Origin of the sequence: Streptomyces sp. NPDC051582 (assembly GCF_040681715.1) — a bacterium.
GTDB lineage: Bacteria > Actinomycetota > Actinomycetes > Streptomycetales > Streptomycetaceae > Streptomyces.
Window position 1 is genome coordinate 134170 of the sequence record NZ_JBFAZJ010000010.1, and the last position, 14239, is coordinate 148408.

Annotated in this window: 12 protein-coding genes; 4 read left to right on the plus strand and 8 right to left on the minus strand. The window is 74.3% G+C overall.

All coding sequences use genetic code 11. From position 1 onward, the window contains the following. Positions 1-238: 238 nt before the first annotated feature. Positions 239-895, minus strand: a complete 657-nt coding sequence (locus tag AB0M92_RS15765) for a DUF3000 domain-containing protein (protein WP_366102692.1) — start codon at positions 893-895, stop codon at positions 239-241. 187 nt (positions 896-1082) lie between these two features. On the opposite strand from AB0M92_RS15765, the gene hemE reads away from it, so the two are divergent. Next, positions 1083-2090 carry a uroporphyrinogen decarboxylase gene (hemE, locus tag AB0M92_RS15770; protein WP_366102765.1) on the plus strand — a complete coding sequence of 336 codons (1008 nt, stop codon included), beginning with the start codon at positions 1083-1085 and terminating at the stop codon, positions 2088-2090. Between the two features lie 46 nt (positions 2091-2136). Continuing rightward, on the plus strand, positions 2137-3387 hold the full coding sequence (locus AB0M92_RS15775) for an NADAR family protein (protein WP_366102693.1): 1251 nt from the start codon (positions 2137-2139) through the stop codon (positions 3385-3387). Here AB0M92_RS15775 and AB0M92_RS15780 read toward each other — a convergent pair. Next, on the minus strand, positions 3303-4691 hold the full coding sequence (locus AB0M92_RS15780) for an FAD-dependent oxidoreductase (protein ID WP_366102694.1): 1389 nt from the start codon (positions 4689-4691) through the stop codon (positions 3303-3305). The two genes, AB0M92_RS15775 and AB0M92_RS15780, sit on opposite strands and share 85 nt — an antisense overlap. Positions 4692-4769: 78 nt before the next feature. Beyond that, positions 4770-5780: a DUF4349 domain-containing protein gene (locus AB0M92_RS15785; protein WP_366102695.1), complete on the minus strand. Its 1011-nt coding sequence runs from the start codon at positions 5778-5780 to the stop codon at positions 4770-4772. Between the two features lie 164 nt (positions 5781-5944). Between AB0M92_RS15785 and hemG the strand changes: the two genes are divergently transcribed. Further along, positions 5945-7399 carry a protoporphyrinogen oxidase gene (gene hemG, locus AB0M92_RS15790; RefSeq protein WP_366102766.1) on the plus strand — a complete coding sequence of 485 codons (1455 nt, stop codon included), beginning with the start codon at positions 5945-5947 and terminating at the stop codon, positions 7397-7399. Between the two features lie 47 nt (positions 7400-7446). Then, on the plus strand, positions 7447-8169 hold the full coding sequence (gene hemQ / locus AB0M92_RS15795; RefSeq protein WP_366102696.1) for a hydrogen peroxide-dependent heme synthase: 723 nt from the start codon (positions 7447-7449) through the stop codon (positions 8167-8169). Positions 8170-8299: 130 nt separating this feature from the next. Here hemQ and AB0M92_RS15800 read toward each other — a convergent pair whose 3' ends face one another. The 5 genes from AB0M92_RS15800 to AB0M92_RS15820 form a co-directional block, all read right to left on the minus strand. Beyond that, positions 8300-9982, minus strand: a complete 1683-nt coding sequence (locus AB0M92_RS15800) for an alpha/beta fold hydrolase (RefSeq protein ID WP_366102697.1) — start codon at positions 9980-9982, stop codon at positions 8300-8302. A 100-nt stretch (positions 9983-10082) separates the two neighbouring features. Further along, a complete protein-coding gene (locus AB0M92_RS15805) occupies positions 10083-10844 on the minus strand; it encodes a TIGR04222 domain-containing membrane protein (protein ID WP_366102767.1) in 762 nt (253 codons plus the stop codon). Positions 10845-10876: 32 nt separating this feature from the next. Next, a complete protein-coding gene (locus AB0M92_RS15810) occupies positions 10877-11947 on the minus strand; it encodes a TIGR04222 domain-containing membrane protein (protein ID WP_366102698.1) in 1071 nt (356 codons plus the stop codon). Next, positions 11944-13272 carry a DUF692 domain-containing protein gene (locus AB0M92_RS15815; protein WP_366102768.1) on the minus strand — a complete coding sequence of 443 codons (1329 nt, stop codon included), beginning with the start codon at positions 13270-13272 and terminating at the stop codon, positions 11944-11946. Before AB0M92_RS15815 ends, AB0M92_RS15810 begins: the two co-directional genes overlap by 4 nt. A 136-nt stretch (positions 13273-13408) precedes the next feature. After that, positions 13409-14176, minus strand: coding sequence for an aminoacyl-tRNA hydrolase (locus tag AB0M92_RS15820; protein ID WP_366102699.1), 768 nt, complete (start codon positions 14174-14176; stop codon positions 13409-13411). Positions 14177-14239 lie beyond the last annotated feature (63 nt).

The window sequence follows — 14239 nt, forward strand, 5'->3', positions numbered from 1 at the left end:
TGGTCACTGACTCCTTCGGCACGTCACCCGCCCGGCTTTAGGGAATGATCACGATTTGGTGAGTAACAATTCGGGCAATTCGGACGCACGATCGATCATCGGGTGATCAGAAGCCCACAACGGGCGCCCGGTTCCGACACGCGGCCGCCGGAGCTCGATCGGCCGTTCTACGGGGCGCAGCGCATTCGGCGGCCTCGGTGGCCGGTGGCGACCGCGCCGCCGCCGTACGGGCGCACGGCTACGGGTGGTGCGGTCCGCGCCGCTGTGGCAGGGACACCACGCCCGTCCCGGAGTCCGTCGGCCCGACCGGCGGCAGCCCCGCGATCTGGCACAGCAGCTCGCACCACGCCGACAGGTGCGCCGAGGTGTCCGGGACCCCGCCGACGCCCTCGCGGGGCGTCCACGAGGCCCTGATCTCGATCTGGGTGGCCGGCCGCCGCTCCGAGAGCCCGCCGAAGTAGTGCGAGCTCGCCATGGTCACGGTCCCGCTCGCCTCCCCGTACGCCAGGCCGCGCGCCTCCAGCGCCCCGGTCAGCCAGGACCAGCACACCTCGGGGAGGAGGGGGTCGGCGGCCATCTCGGGTTCGAGTTCGGCGCGTACGAGCGTCACCAGGCGGAAGGTCCCGTGCCAGGCCTCGTGGCCGGAGGGGTCGTGGAGCAGGATGAGCCGGCCGTCGGCCAGATCGTCCTCGCCGTCCACGACCGCGGCTTCGAGGGCGTAGGCGTGCGGGGCCAGGCGCTGGGGCGGTCTGGCGGGGTCGATCTCGATCCCCGGCCGCAGGCGGGCCTTCTTCAAGCCCTCGACCGCCCGCCGGAACGGGAGCGGGACGGAGCTCTCCTTCGCGCTGTCCATACCGTCAGCGCCATCTGAAAATCGTCCCTGAGCCGCAGCCATGCGGGGAAGACTAGGCGGAACGAGCGTCCGTGCGGCGCAGGGACACCCGCGCCGGGCCGGGCACTTCTTCATACGTGCGAAGATTTGGCGCGTGAGCGCCAACGACCTTCCCCTCGCGCACGGCTCCGCCGGCGCCGGGGAGACCCCATTCCAGGGCCAGCCGAGTCAGACGTACGATTCCGCCTTCCTGAAGGCGTGCCGACGGGAGCCGGTGCCCCACACCCCGGTGTGGTTCATGCGGCAGGCCGGGCGCTCGCTCCCCGAGTACCGCAAGGTGCGCGAGGGGACCCAGATGCTGGAGTCGTGCATGCGGCCCGACCTGGTCACGGAGATCACGCTCCAGCCGGTCCGCCGCCACAACGTCGACGCGGCGATCTTCTTCTCCGACATCGTGGTCCCGCTCAAGGCCATCGGTGTCGACCTGGACATCAAGCCGGGCATCGGCCCGGTCGTCGCCCAGCCCATCCGCCGCCGCGAGGACCTCGCACAGCTGCGCGACCTCACCCCGGAGGACGTCTCGTACGTCACCGAGGCGATCGGCATGCTCACGGGTGAACTCGGCGCCACGCCGTTGATCGGCTTCGCCGGTGCGCCTTTCACCCTCGCGAGCTACCTGGTCGAGGGCGGCCCGTCGAAGAACCACGAGCACACCAAGGCCCTGATGTACGGCGACCCGCAGCTCTGGGCCGACCTGCTGGACCGCCTCGCGGACATCACCTCGGCCTTCCTCAAGGTCCAGATCGAGGCCGGCGCCTCCGCGATCCAGCTCTTCGACTCCTGGGTCGGCGCGCTCGCCCCGGCGGACTACCGCCGCTCGGTGATGCCGGCCTCGGCCAAGGTCTTGGAGTCCGTCTCCTCGTACGGGGTCCCGCGCATCCACTTCGGCGTGGGCACGGGCGAGCTGCTCGGCCTGATGGGCGAGGCCGGCGCGGACGTCGTGGGCGTCGACTACCGGGTCGCGCTGGACGAGGCGGCCCGCCGCGTCGGCCCCGGCAAGGCGCTCCAGGGCAACCTGGACCCGGCGGTGCTCTTCTCCACCGAGGAGGCCGTACGGGCGAAGACGGACGAGGTCCTCGCGGCCGCGTCGGGCCTGGAGGGCCACGTCTTCAACCTGGGCCACGGCGTCCTGCCCACCACCCCCCCGGACGCCCTGACCCGCCTGGTCGACTACGTCCACACGCGGACGGCCCGCTGAACCGGACGGGCTCGGCAAGATCGCAGACGTCGGTACCGTGCCCTGCATGACATGGCACGGACCGACGTTTCGCATATCCGACGGAGAACAGATCGACGGGACCTGGTGTCTCGTGTGGCGCAGGTACGACCTGATCGCCGAGGACCGCCCCGATCACCACCCCGAGCACCTCTTCGTCTACGCGGACGGCCGTGTCACCCCCGGCCGCTTCGATTCGACCGACCTGGCCGGGCTGGGGAAGCTGCTGGCATCGGGGGAGATCGCGCTGGACCCGGCGGCCGAACGGCAGTGGCCCGCCGATGCGCCGAAGTGGAAGTCCCGCCGGCCGGAGCCGCGGACCGACGGGAGTTTCCTCCGGGAGGTCGCCGACGAGATCGCGCGGCTGGCCGGCCGGCCCACGAGCGCCGACCTCCTCCGGGAGGCCGTCCGCGCCCACCTGCGCGAGACGACCGAGACCAGCCGGGCCCAGCTCCGGGACGCCTATCTCGCCGTCCCCGCGCACCGGCGGGTCTACGTCCTGGGCGACATGGAGCGCCAGGACCGGCCGCTGCGGATCCTCACCACGGACATCGGGCGGGCCGTCGACGGGGACGGACCGGTGGTGACGCAAGAGATGCACCGAAGTGCGCTCGATTACTTCGCCGCAGTCGACGACGCCGTCGAACGCGCCGAAGCGGAGGGGACCGCCCGCTACGCCGACGAACCCGACGGAGCCCCGCGGCCCCCGGTCGTCCTCCGCGAGGTCGTGTACCCGAACGGCAAGCCCGCCGAACCCGGCGACTTCGTCCTGCGCAACGACCACGAGTCCCCGCTCACGTACGCGGGACGGACCTACCCCACGGTGCTCCACGGGTACTGGGCCCTCTCCTCGGCCGACCCCGCCGACCACGACCGGATCCGCGCCTGTGCGACGGCCCGGGAGGCGCAGGAGACGGGCGGACGGGCGGCGCGGCGCGCGGACTGGCCGGCCGTGCGGCTCGCGGTCATGGCCGGGCTGCTGCGGGCCAAGTTCGAGCAGCACCCCCGGTTCGCCGAGATCCTGCTCGCCACGGGGGAGGCGGGCATCCACTACACCGGCTTCTCCGAGGCCCCCTTCTGGCGCGCGGACGGCCCCCGCGGTGGCCCCAACTGGACCGGCCGCCTGCTGGAGCTGGTCCGGTCCGAACTGCGCGCCGCGAGCCCGGGCCGGGCCGGGCCGGGCGGACCGGGGCCTCAGGCGGCGGCCCGCACCGCCGAGACCGCCTTGCGGGCCGCCACCAGGACGGGGTCCCAGACCGGGGAGAAGGGCGGGGCGTAGCCGAGGTCCAGGGAGACGACCTGGTCCACCGTCATGCCCGCCGTCAGGGCGACCGCCGCGATGTCCACCCGCTTCGCGGAGCCGGCGCCGCCGACGATCTGGACTCCGAGCAGGCGGCCCGTGCGGAGTTCCGCGAGCATCTTCACCGTCATCTCCGTGGCCGTCGGGTAGTAGCCCGCCGTCGTCGTCGAGGTGATCGTTGCCGTCACGAAGCGCAGCCCCGCCGCCAGGGCGTCCTTCTCGCGCAGGCCCGTACGGGCGATCTCCAGGTCGCAGACCTTGCTCACCGCCGTGCCCACCACCCCGGGGAAGGTGGCGTAGCCGCCGCCCACGCCCGAACCGATCACCTGGCCGTGCTTGTTGGCGTGCGTGCCCAGCGGGATGTGCCGCATGCACCCCGCCACCAGGTCCAGGACCTCGACGCAGTCGCCGCCCGACCAGATGTTCTCGTGGCCCCGCACCCGCATCGACAGGTCCGTCAGGATGCCGCCGGACCCGCCCAGCGGCAGCCCCGCCGCGCGCGCCAGCGCCGTACGGGGCTCGACGCCGATGCCGAGCACCACCACGTCCGCCGGGTACTCGTCGCCCGCCGCCGTGGCCACCGCGCGCACCGCGCCCCGGTCGTCCGTGAGGATCTTCGTGACCTCCGCCCCGGACACCGTGCGGATCCCCATCCGGTTCATCGCGGTGTGCACGAGGGCGCCCATGTCCGGGTCCAGCGTGGCCATCGGCTGCGGTCCGCGGTGCAAGGCCGTGACCTCGTACCCGCGCCCGACCAGCGCCTCCGCCATCTCCACGCCGATGTAGCCGGCGCCGACGACGACCGCCGTGCGGCCCTGCGCGGCCTCCGTCCGCTCCAGCGTGTCCATGAGGCGCTGGCCGTCGTCCAGGGTCTGGACGCCGTGCACCCCGTGCGCGCCGATCCCGGGCAGCCGGGGCCGGACGGGCCGGGCGCCCGTGGCCAGGACGAGCTTGTCGTAGCCCGTCCAGGCCTCGGATCCGGAATCCAGATCGCGGGTGCGGACCCGGCCCCCGGGGACATCGAGCTCGACCACCTCCGTGCGCATGCGCAGGTCGATGTCCCGGGCGCGGTGCTCCTCGGGCGTACGGGCGATCAGGTCGTCCCGGCCGGGGACCTGGCCGCCGATCCAGTACGGGATCCCGCACGCGGAGTACGAGGTGAAGTGCCCGCGCTCGAAGGCCGTGATCTCCAGCTCCGCCGGGCCCTTGAGCCGCCGGGCCTGGGACGCGGCGGACATCCCCGCCGCGTCACCACCGACCACCACCAGTCGTTCCGTCGCCATCGTCCGCCCCGTTCTGCGTGCTCCGCGCGCACGCGCACAGCCGTCTCGTGGAGAACACGCTACGGGCGGAAGGCCTGTTCAGTCGGAGACCCCCGCGGTTTCCGTCGGGTCAGCGGGCCGGGCCGCCGGGATCGTCTTCGGGGTCAGGCCCGTCTTCGGCTTCGCCGGGCGCAGCCGCCGGTACACGCGCAGGGCCACCAGCACCAGTGCGGCCGTCACCGCGAACGGGAGCACGACGGCGACCGCCAGGGCGAGGTAGCGCAGGATCGTCGTGAAGGCGTTCCAGCCCTTGCCCAGGGCGGCCGTGAAGGAGGGCTCCTCGTCCTTCTTCTTCTCCGCCTTCGGGGCCGGCTCCGAGACCTCCATCGTGATCGTGCCCATCGAGGTCTGGTCCTTCAGGGCCGTCTGCTGCGCGAGCAGCGACTCCAGGTCCGACTGGCGCTTGCTCAGCTCGCTCTCCAGCATCACCACGTCGGCGAGGGCCGTGGCCTTGTCCATCATGTCCCGCACCCGGGCCACGCTCGCCTGCTGCGATTTGACCCGGCTGTCGACGTCGGCGACCTTCTCCGTCACGTCCTGCGCCTCGACCTTGCGGTTCAGCAGCCTGCCGCTGCCCTCCATGGCGCCGAGCACCGCGTCGAAGCGCTCGCCCGGCACGCGCAGGGTCAGCGTCGAGGTCATCCGGCCGTCCGTGCCGCGCCGGGTCGACTCGTTGCCCACGTACCCGCCCGCGCCCTCCGCCGCCGTACGGGCCGCGGCCAGGGCCTTCTGCGCGTCCGCCGTCTCCAGGGCGAGCGTGGCCGTACGGATGACGTGCGGGCGTACGGCGGCCGGCTGCTGCCCGTTCTTGGCCGCGTCGGAGCCCGCGGACCCGGCGGCCGCCGGGGGAGCCGCGGCGGCTCCCGGCTTGCCCGGGGCCGCCCCTTCCGGGGCGCGGACCGCGGCCTTGTCGGCGGAGGCGGAGCCCGCCGCGTCCTGGCCGGCGGAGCACCCGGTGAGCGCGAGCGCCCCGGCCAGGGAAAGCCCGGCCACAGCGGCGGCGCCGCGGCGGCGTACCGCGGTGCCTCTGGTGCTGAGGATGGTGCGCATCGGTGGTCCCCCCGAGGGTCGGCTGATGTCGCCGGTGAGACGCAAAGGGTCCCGCCGCGGGTTTCGCTCCGGCGGTTCCGGGCTGATCCCGATGCGGTCACGGTCCGGCCTCGGTGATCGTCCGCAGCACGGTCTGAGACGATGTGTCCATGCACGAAGCGGACATGCGTACGGACGGCCCTGCCGCCGCCACCGGCGAAGGCGCCCCGGCCCGCCACGCGGTCGTCATCGGCGGCGGCATCGCCGGTCTCGCGGCGGCCCACCGGCTGCTCGCCGACGGCCTGCGCGTCACGCTCCTGGAGGCCGGCCCGCGCCTCGGCGGCAAGCTGCTCGCCGGCGAACTCGCCGGCGCCCCCGTCGACCTCGGCGCCGAATCCGTGCTCGCCCGCCGCCCCGAGGCCCTGGAGCTGGCCCGGGCCGTGGGCCTCGGCGAGGCCCTCCAGCCGCCCGCCACCGCCACCGCCCACCTGTGGACCCGCGGCGCGCTGCGGCCCATGCCGCGCGGCCATGTCATGGGCGTCCCCGGCGACCTGGCCCCACTGGCCGCCTCCGGGGTGCTCTCCGCCGAGGGACTGGCCCGCATCGAGGCCGAACGCGAGCTGGCGCCCACCGAGATCGGCGAGGACGTCGCGGTCGGCGAGTACGTGGCCGCCCGCCTCGGCCACGAGGTCGTCGACCGCCTGGTGGAGCCCCTCCTCGGCGGGGTCTACGCCGGCAACGCCTACCGCATCTCCATGCGCGCCGCCGTCCCGCAGCTCTTCGAGGCCGCCCGTACGCACGCCTCGCTGGGCGAGGGCGTACGCGAACTCCAGGACCGGGCGGCCGCGCAACAGGCCGGGCAGGCCGGCCGGCCCGTCTTCTCCGGCATCGACGGCGGCATCGGCCGGCTCCCGCAGGCCGTGGCCGAGGCCTGCCGGGCGGCCGGGGCGCGGATCGCCACCGGTACCCCGGTGCGCGAGCTCGTCGGTACGGACGGGGGCTGGAAGGTCGTCACCGACGGCGAGGCGATCGACGCCGACGCCGTGGTCCTGGCCGTCCCGGCCGGGCCCGCCGCCCGGCTGCTGGACGGGCTCGCGCCGGCCGCGGCCACCGAGCTGCGGACCGTCGAGTACGCCTCCATGGCCCTGGTGACGATGGCCTTCCGCCGCTCCGAGCTGCCCGCCGCGATCACGGACGGCGGGGCCAGCGGATTCCTCGTACCGCCCGTGGACGGGCGGACCATCAAGGCCTCCACCTTCTCCAGCAACAAGTGGGCCTGGGCCGGGGCCGATCCCGGGCTCTTCCTGCTGCGCACCTCGGTCGGCCGGTACGGCGACGAGGGGGACCTGGGACGCGAGGACTCCGAGCTGGTCGACGTCTCGCTGCGCGACCTCGGCGAGGCCGTGGGCCTCGCGGCCCGGCCGGTCGCCGCCACCGTCACCCGCTGGGACGGCGGACTGCCCCAGTACCCGGTCGGCCACCTGGCCCGGGTCGAGCGGATCCGCTCCGCCGTCGCGGCCCTGCCCGGCCTCGCGGTGTGCGGGGCGCTGTACGACGGCGTGGGGATCCCGGCCTGCATCGCGAGCGCCGGAAGGGCCGCCGACGTGGTGAAGGCCACGTTTGCCGCGATTTCCGCGTAAGGCACCCCTGGCACCGACCACTGATCAGCACACGGGACAATGGACACATGACTGCACCAGAGAAGATTCCCAACGCGGGGAAGAAGGCGAAGGACCTCAACGAGGTCATCCGCTACACCCTGTGGTCCGTCTTCAAGCTGAAGGACGTTCTCCCCAGTCTTGACGCTGACCGCGCCGGCTACGCCGACGAGGTCCAGGAGCTGTTCGACCAGCTGGCCGCCAAGGACATCACCGTCCGCGGCACCTATGACGTCTCCGGCCTGCGCGCCGACGCGGACATCATGATCTGGTGGCACGCCGAGACCTCGGACGAGCTGCAGACCGCGTACAACCTGTTCCGCCGCACCAAGCTCGGCCGCGTGCTGGAGCCGGTGTGGTCGAACATGGCCCTGCACCGTCCGGCCGAGTTCAACAAGTCGCACATCCCGGCCTTCCTGGCCGACGAGGTCGCCCGCGACTACGTCAGCGTCTACCCCTTCGTGCGCTCGTACGACTGGTACCTGCTGCCCGACGAGGACCGCCGCCGCATGCTCGCCGACCACGGCAAGATGGCCCGCGGCTACCCGGACGTCCGTGCCAACACCGTCGCGTCCTTCTCGCTGGGCGACTACGAGTGGATGCTGGCCTTCGAGGCCGACGAGCTGTACCGCATCGTCGACCTCATGCGTCACCTGCGCGCCTCCGAGGCCCGTATGCACGTCCGTGAAGAGGTGCCCTTCTACACCGGGCGCCGCAAGTCCGTCGCCGATCTGGTGGCCGGACTCGCCTGATACCTCCCCTGGGGGGAAGGAACCGGAAGACGCCCTCTTGACTGGGGGGCGGCCTCCGGTGGATCGGGAGGCTGGTCCGGATGACGGCCTGACCCCCGAAACGGCGCAGCCGGAGATCCCGCCCGGAAGTTCAGACGACAGGCGGCAGCAGAGCCCTGGGTACCTTCCCGGTGCCTCTTGCTGCCCGGTCGTCCAGCGACACCGGTGCGGGCTCCGGATGCGGCGCACACGTGACACGCCACCCTGAGGTGTCACCCGTCAACAAGTACCGCTCCACGTGACGGTCCACGCAGTCATTGCGTCCGCCGACCACTCCGTGGGCACCCGCCCCCTTCTCCGTGACCAGCGCCGCCTCGGCGCCGAGCCGGCGCTGCAGCTCCAGCGCACCCGGGTACGGGGTGGCCCCGTCCCGTTCCGCCGCGACGATCAGCGTGCGGGGGAGCGCCGCCGCTCCCGCGCCGACCGGGGCCGGCCGCGCGCCGACCGCCACCGGCTGCTGCCGTCCGTGGACGGGCCAATACGCGCACGGCAGGTTCAGGAAGGCGTTGGCCCAGGTCTCGAAGGGTGCCCGGCGGGCCAGTTCGGTGTTGTCGCGGTCCCAGGTCTCCCACTCGGCGGGCCAGGCGGCGTCGTTGCACAGCACCGCCGTGTACACCGCCCGCGCGTTCTCGCGCGAGGCCGCCGACTCCGGGTCCGGGCGGGCCTGTTCGGCCAGCGGGCCCGCATCACCGGCCAGGAACGCGCTGAGCGCGGCCGCCCGCTCCGGCCAGACGTCGTCGTAGTACGCCGCCTGGAGGAAGGCGGCCTGGAGCTCGCCGGTCCCCACCGCCCCGCCCGCAGGAGTGCGGGCCACCGCCTCCCGGACGCGCTCGTAACTCGCCTGCACCGCCTCCGGGGTGGTGCCGAGGCGGTACGCGGCGTGGTGACGGGCGGCCCAGGCGCGGAAGTCGTACCAGCGCCGCTCGAACCCCGCGGCCTGGCCGAGGTTGTTGACGTACCAGATGCGGCGCGGGTCGGGGTCGACCGCGGAGTCGAGGACCATCCGGCGGACCCGGCCGGGGTGGACGGTGGCGTAGACGGCGCCCAGGTAGGTGCCGTACGAGGCGCCGAAGAAGGTCAGCTTCTCCTCGCCGAGCGCGGCGCGCAGTACGTGCAGGTCGCGGACGTTGTCGAGGGTCGTGTAGTACGCCAGCGCCGCGCCGGCCCGCTGCGCGCAGCCGCGGGCGTACTCCCGGGCCCCGGCGACGCGCTGCTGCTTGTACGCGGCCGAGGGCTCGGCCGGGACCTGGGTCGGTCCCTTCGCCCGGACGGCGGGGTCCTCGCAGGACAGCGGGGCGGAACGGCCGACTCCGCGCGGGGCGTAGCCGACGAGGTCGTACGCGGCGCCGATCCGCTGCCACTCGGGGAGGTCGGCGACGAGCGGGAAGAACATCCCGGAGGCGCCGGGGCCGCCGGGGTTGTAGACGAGAGCGCCCTGCCGTGCGGCCCCTCCGCGCCGGGTCGCGGCGACCCGGCTGACGGTGAGCGAGATCCGGGGACCGTCGGGCCGCGCGTAGTCGAGCGGCACCCGCAGGGTCGCGCACCGCACGGACGAGGGCAGCTCCTCGACGGCGGGGCAGGCCCGGAAGTCCAGCGCGCCGCTCGGACGGGCTCCGGCCGCCTTCGCCGCACGGGCCGCCACGAGTTCGGCCCCCGCGTCCGCGGCGGCCGTACTGGCCGCGGTGGAGTGGGCGTGGGCGTGGGGGGACGGGATGCACAGGGTGAGGGAGAGGACCGCCGCGGCGACTCCGCAGCGGGCGAGCGGAGTCAGCATCACGGACCGCCTTCATCTCTTCGGATGAAGCGATCAGATGCGCTGAACGGGGTTCTTGTACAGGACCGCCGCCCGGTGTCGGGAGCAATCCCCCCGTTGCCTAGGCCAGTGCCGCCCGGAGGGCGGGATCCGTCAGCACGCGGACCCCGCGCAGCGCCACCGCCGTCAGGGAGTCCCCCTCGCCCTGCTCCCGGTCCAGCGCGACGAGCAGCCGCTGCCCGGCCGGGGAGGCCCACGCGGAGTACGGGTAGGTCTCGAAGCGGGCGATGGCCAGGCACCCCAGCGTGAGCAGCAGCGGCATCGAGAACCAGCTCAGGATCACGGCCCAGGTGGTCCCGTCCGCCGGAAGGCACAGCGCGGCCGTCGCCGTCGCCGCCACCATCGCGGCCGCCCGCCGCACTGCCCGGACCCCGCCGGCCACGGCGCTGCGGGCGGCGGCCGGCAGCGCCAGGCCCGCCGCGTCCAGCCGGTCCGCGAGGATCCGTACGGCCTCGTCCCGGGCCGCCGCGCCGCGTACGGCGACCACCGGAGCCTGCCCGTCCGGCCCGAACGCGCCGAGCACCGACCGCTCGTGCGGATCCCGCCCCAACGGGTCGACGACGGTCGCCCAGCCCGTGTGGGCCAGCAGCAGCCGGCTGCCCCGCTGCATGGAGAGCAGCGTCAGCTCGGCGACCCGCCGGGGGCCGCCGGCGAGGTAGGCGGCCTCGTACAGGTTCAGTTCGTCAGGGCGGTGTCCGGCGCCCGCACCGCCGTCGGGCGGAGCGGGCGCCGGCACCGAGGCCACGACGGCGGCCCTCAGCAGGAGGGCGCACGACGCCAGCACCCCCGCCCAGGCCGTCAGGAGGAGCAGGACCCAGAACATGGCTGACTCCCACGAGGTGGAGAAGTGCCCGGTCAGGAACTGCTGCCGCAGCTCGAACCGGACGAACTGCCGCAACTCGAACTGCTGCTGGAGCAACTGGAACCACTGGAGCAACTGGAACCGCTGGAACAACTCGATCCGCTGGAACAACCCGAACCACCGGAACCGCCGGAGCAGCCGGAACCGCTGCTCCCACAGCTGCTGGAGGAGGAGCCGCCGTCACTGCTCGCGCACCATACGACGGGCAGGACCGCCGCGGAAGACCCGCAGTGGTCACCCGAGGACGAGGAGGACGAAGACGAGGAGGACGAGGGGGAGCCGCGCCGGGCGCCCCGTGCCTGCGCCGCCGCCAGCCCGGTGCTCCGCGCGGCCGGTACCAGCTGCTCCCGCAGGTGCGGATCCCGCAGCCCCCTGAGCCCGTACAGGGCCGTCTGCACGTGCGGGGTCCGGTCGTTCACGTAGTGCGTGCGGATCTCGCGCAGCGCGGCCTGCCCCGCCGGGGCGAGCCGCTGCCGGGCCTTGGCGGCGAGGACGCATCCCAGGACGATCCCGCCCGCCAGCGCCGGGAGCACCTTGAAGACGAACGGCACCTGGGGACCGGGATCGAGCGCCAGCGCCACGAACGTGAGCGGCAGCGAGACCACCACCCACACCGCGCAGACCACGACCTGGGCCAGCGCCCAGCGCCGCCACTTCCGCCCGGAGCCGGGCACCGCGAGCAGCCCGCGGGCGGCGAGCGCGTCGCCGGTCTCCTGGACGGCGGGGTCGAGCATGGCGGCGTACCGCACCTGGTAGAGCCAGCCGGACGGTGCCCGGCGCAGGGCCTCGAACACGGCCCGTTCGGCGATGTCGCCGGCCCGGGCTCCGGGCCGCAGCGCGACGATCCCCGGACCGCCGACCACCAGCCGGCCGTCCCCGAGCAGCGAGACGAGCGCGCTGTCCACGACCGCGCCGGGGCCGCCGGCCATGAAGGCGGCCTCGGACAGATCGTGCAGGCGCGGCGCGGGGCCGGCCGGGCGCGGCCGGGAGCGCCGTACGCCGCGGACCAGCAGGAGGGTGGAGACGACGACGGCGATCCAGATCGCGAGGGCGAGAACGTTCATGCCGCACGCCCCACGAGGGCCCGGGCCCAGCGCACGATCCGGCGCGGCGGCCGCGCCCCGACCCGGTCCCGCCACCAGGAGGTCAGCCGGCGCCGCGCGGCGGGGTCGGCGGGCAGGTCCCGGATCAGCAGGTGCTCGGCGAAGTCGAGGGCGTCGCGCCGGTATCCGGCGGTCATGGGCCGGCTGCGGGCGTACCCGACGAAGGCCTCGCGGTACGGGGCCTCACCACCCAGGATCCCGGGCAGCTCGGGCGCCAGCTTCGCGACGACCCCGGCCCGCTTGGCGGCCAGCGCCCGCGCCTGCACCCGTACCCGCTCCCGGTCGAACCCCTCGGGCGCCTGCGCCCCCGCGACGAGCGCGGCGAGCAGCGCACCCTGCTCCTCCCCGACGCGGGCCCGCTTCCGCGTCCCCGCCGGCGTGAGCGGCGAGGCGCCCGGGGCGGAGCCCCGGGGCACGGCGCAGGAGCGGGCGGGGGAGTGCTCAGCCGGGTCCACCGGGTCCACCGGGTCCACCGGGCTCACCGGGCCCACCACCCCACGGATGGCGGCGAGTTCCCCGGCCAGCTCCGCCTCCGCGGGGAAATCGTCGTCCCGCTCCAGCAGCACGCCCGCCGGGGCGACCCGCTTGCGCAGCTCCGCCAGGACGTCCAGCACCACCGCGGGCACCGGATGCGCATGCGTGTCGTGCCACACCCCGTCCCGCTCCACGCCCCCGGCGACGTGCACGTACGCGAGCGCCTCCAGCGGGATCGCGTCCAGCACGGCGAACGGGTCCTCGCCCCGGTTCACCCGGTTCGTGTGCAGGTTGGCGACGTCGATCAGCAGCCGGACCCCCGTACGCTCCACCAGCTCCGTCAGGAACCGTCCCTCCGTCAGCTCCTCCCCGGGCCACGAGACCAGCGCGGCGATGTTCTCCAGCGCCAGCGGCACCGGCAGGGCCTCCTGCGCGATCCGGACGTTCTCGCACAGCACGTCCAGCGCGTCCCGCGTCCGGCGCACCGGCAGCAGGTGCCCGGCCTCCAGCGCCGGCGAGGACGTCCGTACGAACGCGATGTGCTCCGTGACGAGCGGCGCCCCCAGCGCGAGGGCCCGCTCCCCGAGCGCGGCCAGCTTCGCGGCGTCGGGCCGCTCGGCGCCGCCGAGGCCCAGCGAGACCCCGTGCGGTACGACGCGCACCCCGCGCTCGCGCAGCCGCAGCAGCGAGGCGGGCAGGTGGCCGGAACAGATGTTCTCGGCCACCACCTCGACCCAGTCCAGCCCCGGCAGCCGCTCCACCGCGTCAGCGATCTCCGGCCGCCATCCGATGCCCACCCCCAGGTGCGCCATGGTGTTCATGTCCCCTCGCCCCCTCTCGACGGTCGTGTGCCGATGTGATGGCCCCGACGGAGTCGGGCCAACCGCGGACAGGGACGTTCAGAGCAACATTTGAGGTTGCGGGCCGGCGCCCTCGGAACGGGCGGGTTCAGGGCGAGACGCCCCCGGCGAGCCGGGTCCGCAGCGCCGGATGGTCCGCGACCACCGTCGCCGAGCCGGGCGCGATCTCCGTGAACCCGGCGTCCCGGACCACCGGCAGACCGCTGCCGCTCAGCTCCGCCCACCGCTCGCGCGGGGCCGTCCGTACGGCCAGCCGGAAGCCGCAGTCCTGCCAGGCGGTGCGCTCGGCGCCGGTCAGCTCCCACCACGCCAGCTGCGCCGCGTGCCCGGCCTGGGCCATCGCCTTGCCGGCGGACATCTCCAGCTCCGGGTTGAGCCACAGCACCGCGGTCCCGGGCGCGGCCGGTGCGACCGGCTCCGGGTCGTCCAGGTCGGTCCCCGAGACCTGGAGCTTCGCGAGCTCCTTGGGCCAGCCGTCCAACGGCACCGGCGGGAAGACCCGTACCTCGGCCATGTCACCGTGCACCGTGACACCGGGCAGGGTCCCGGCCTTGCGCCACTCCGCCCCGCGCGCCCGCCGCACCACCTTCCGGATGCGTGCGTCCTGCCAGTCGCGTACCGCCTCGGCCCACTCGCCCTCGCCGTGGGCCCGCTCGTCGGTCAGCAGGACCAGCACGGCGCGGGCCGCCGTCTCCAGCGCGTCGGTCCGGGCGGGAGGTTCGGCCTTCTCGATCCGCACGACCAGGGGCAGGACGAACTGCGGTGCCTCGTCGCGGACGGCGTGCTCCTGCCGGAAGGGGCTGTCCGCCCCCACCGCCGGTACCTCTGGAGTGTGGTTCTGGTGCTGGCTGCTCATCCCGCCAAGGATGCCAGGCTCCCCCTTCAGGATGATGCTGCGGGGGCCCCGGCCGGGCGAAGA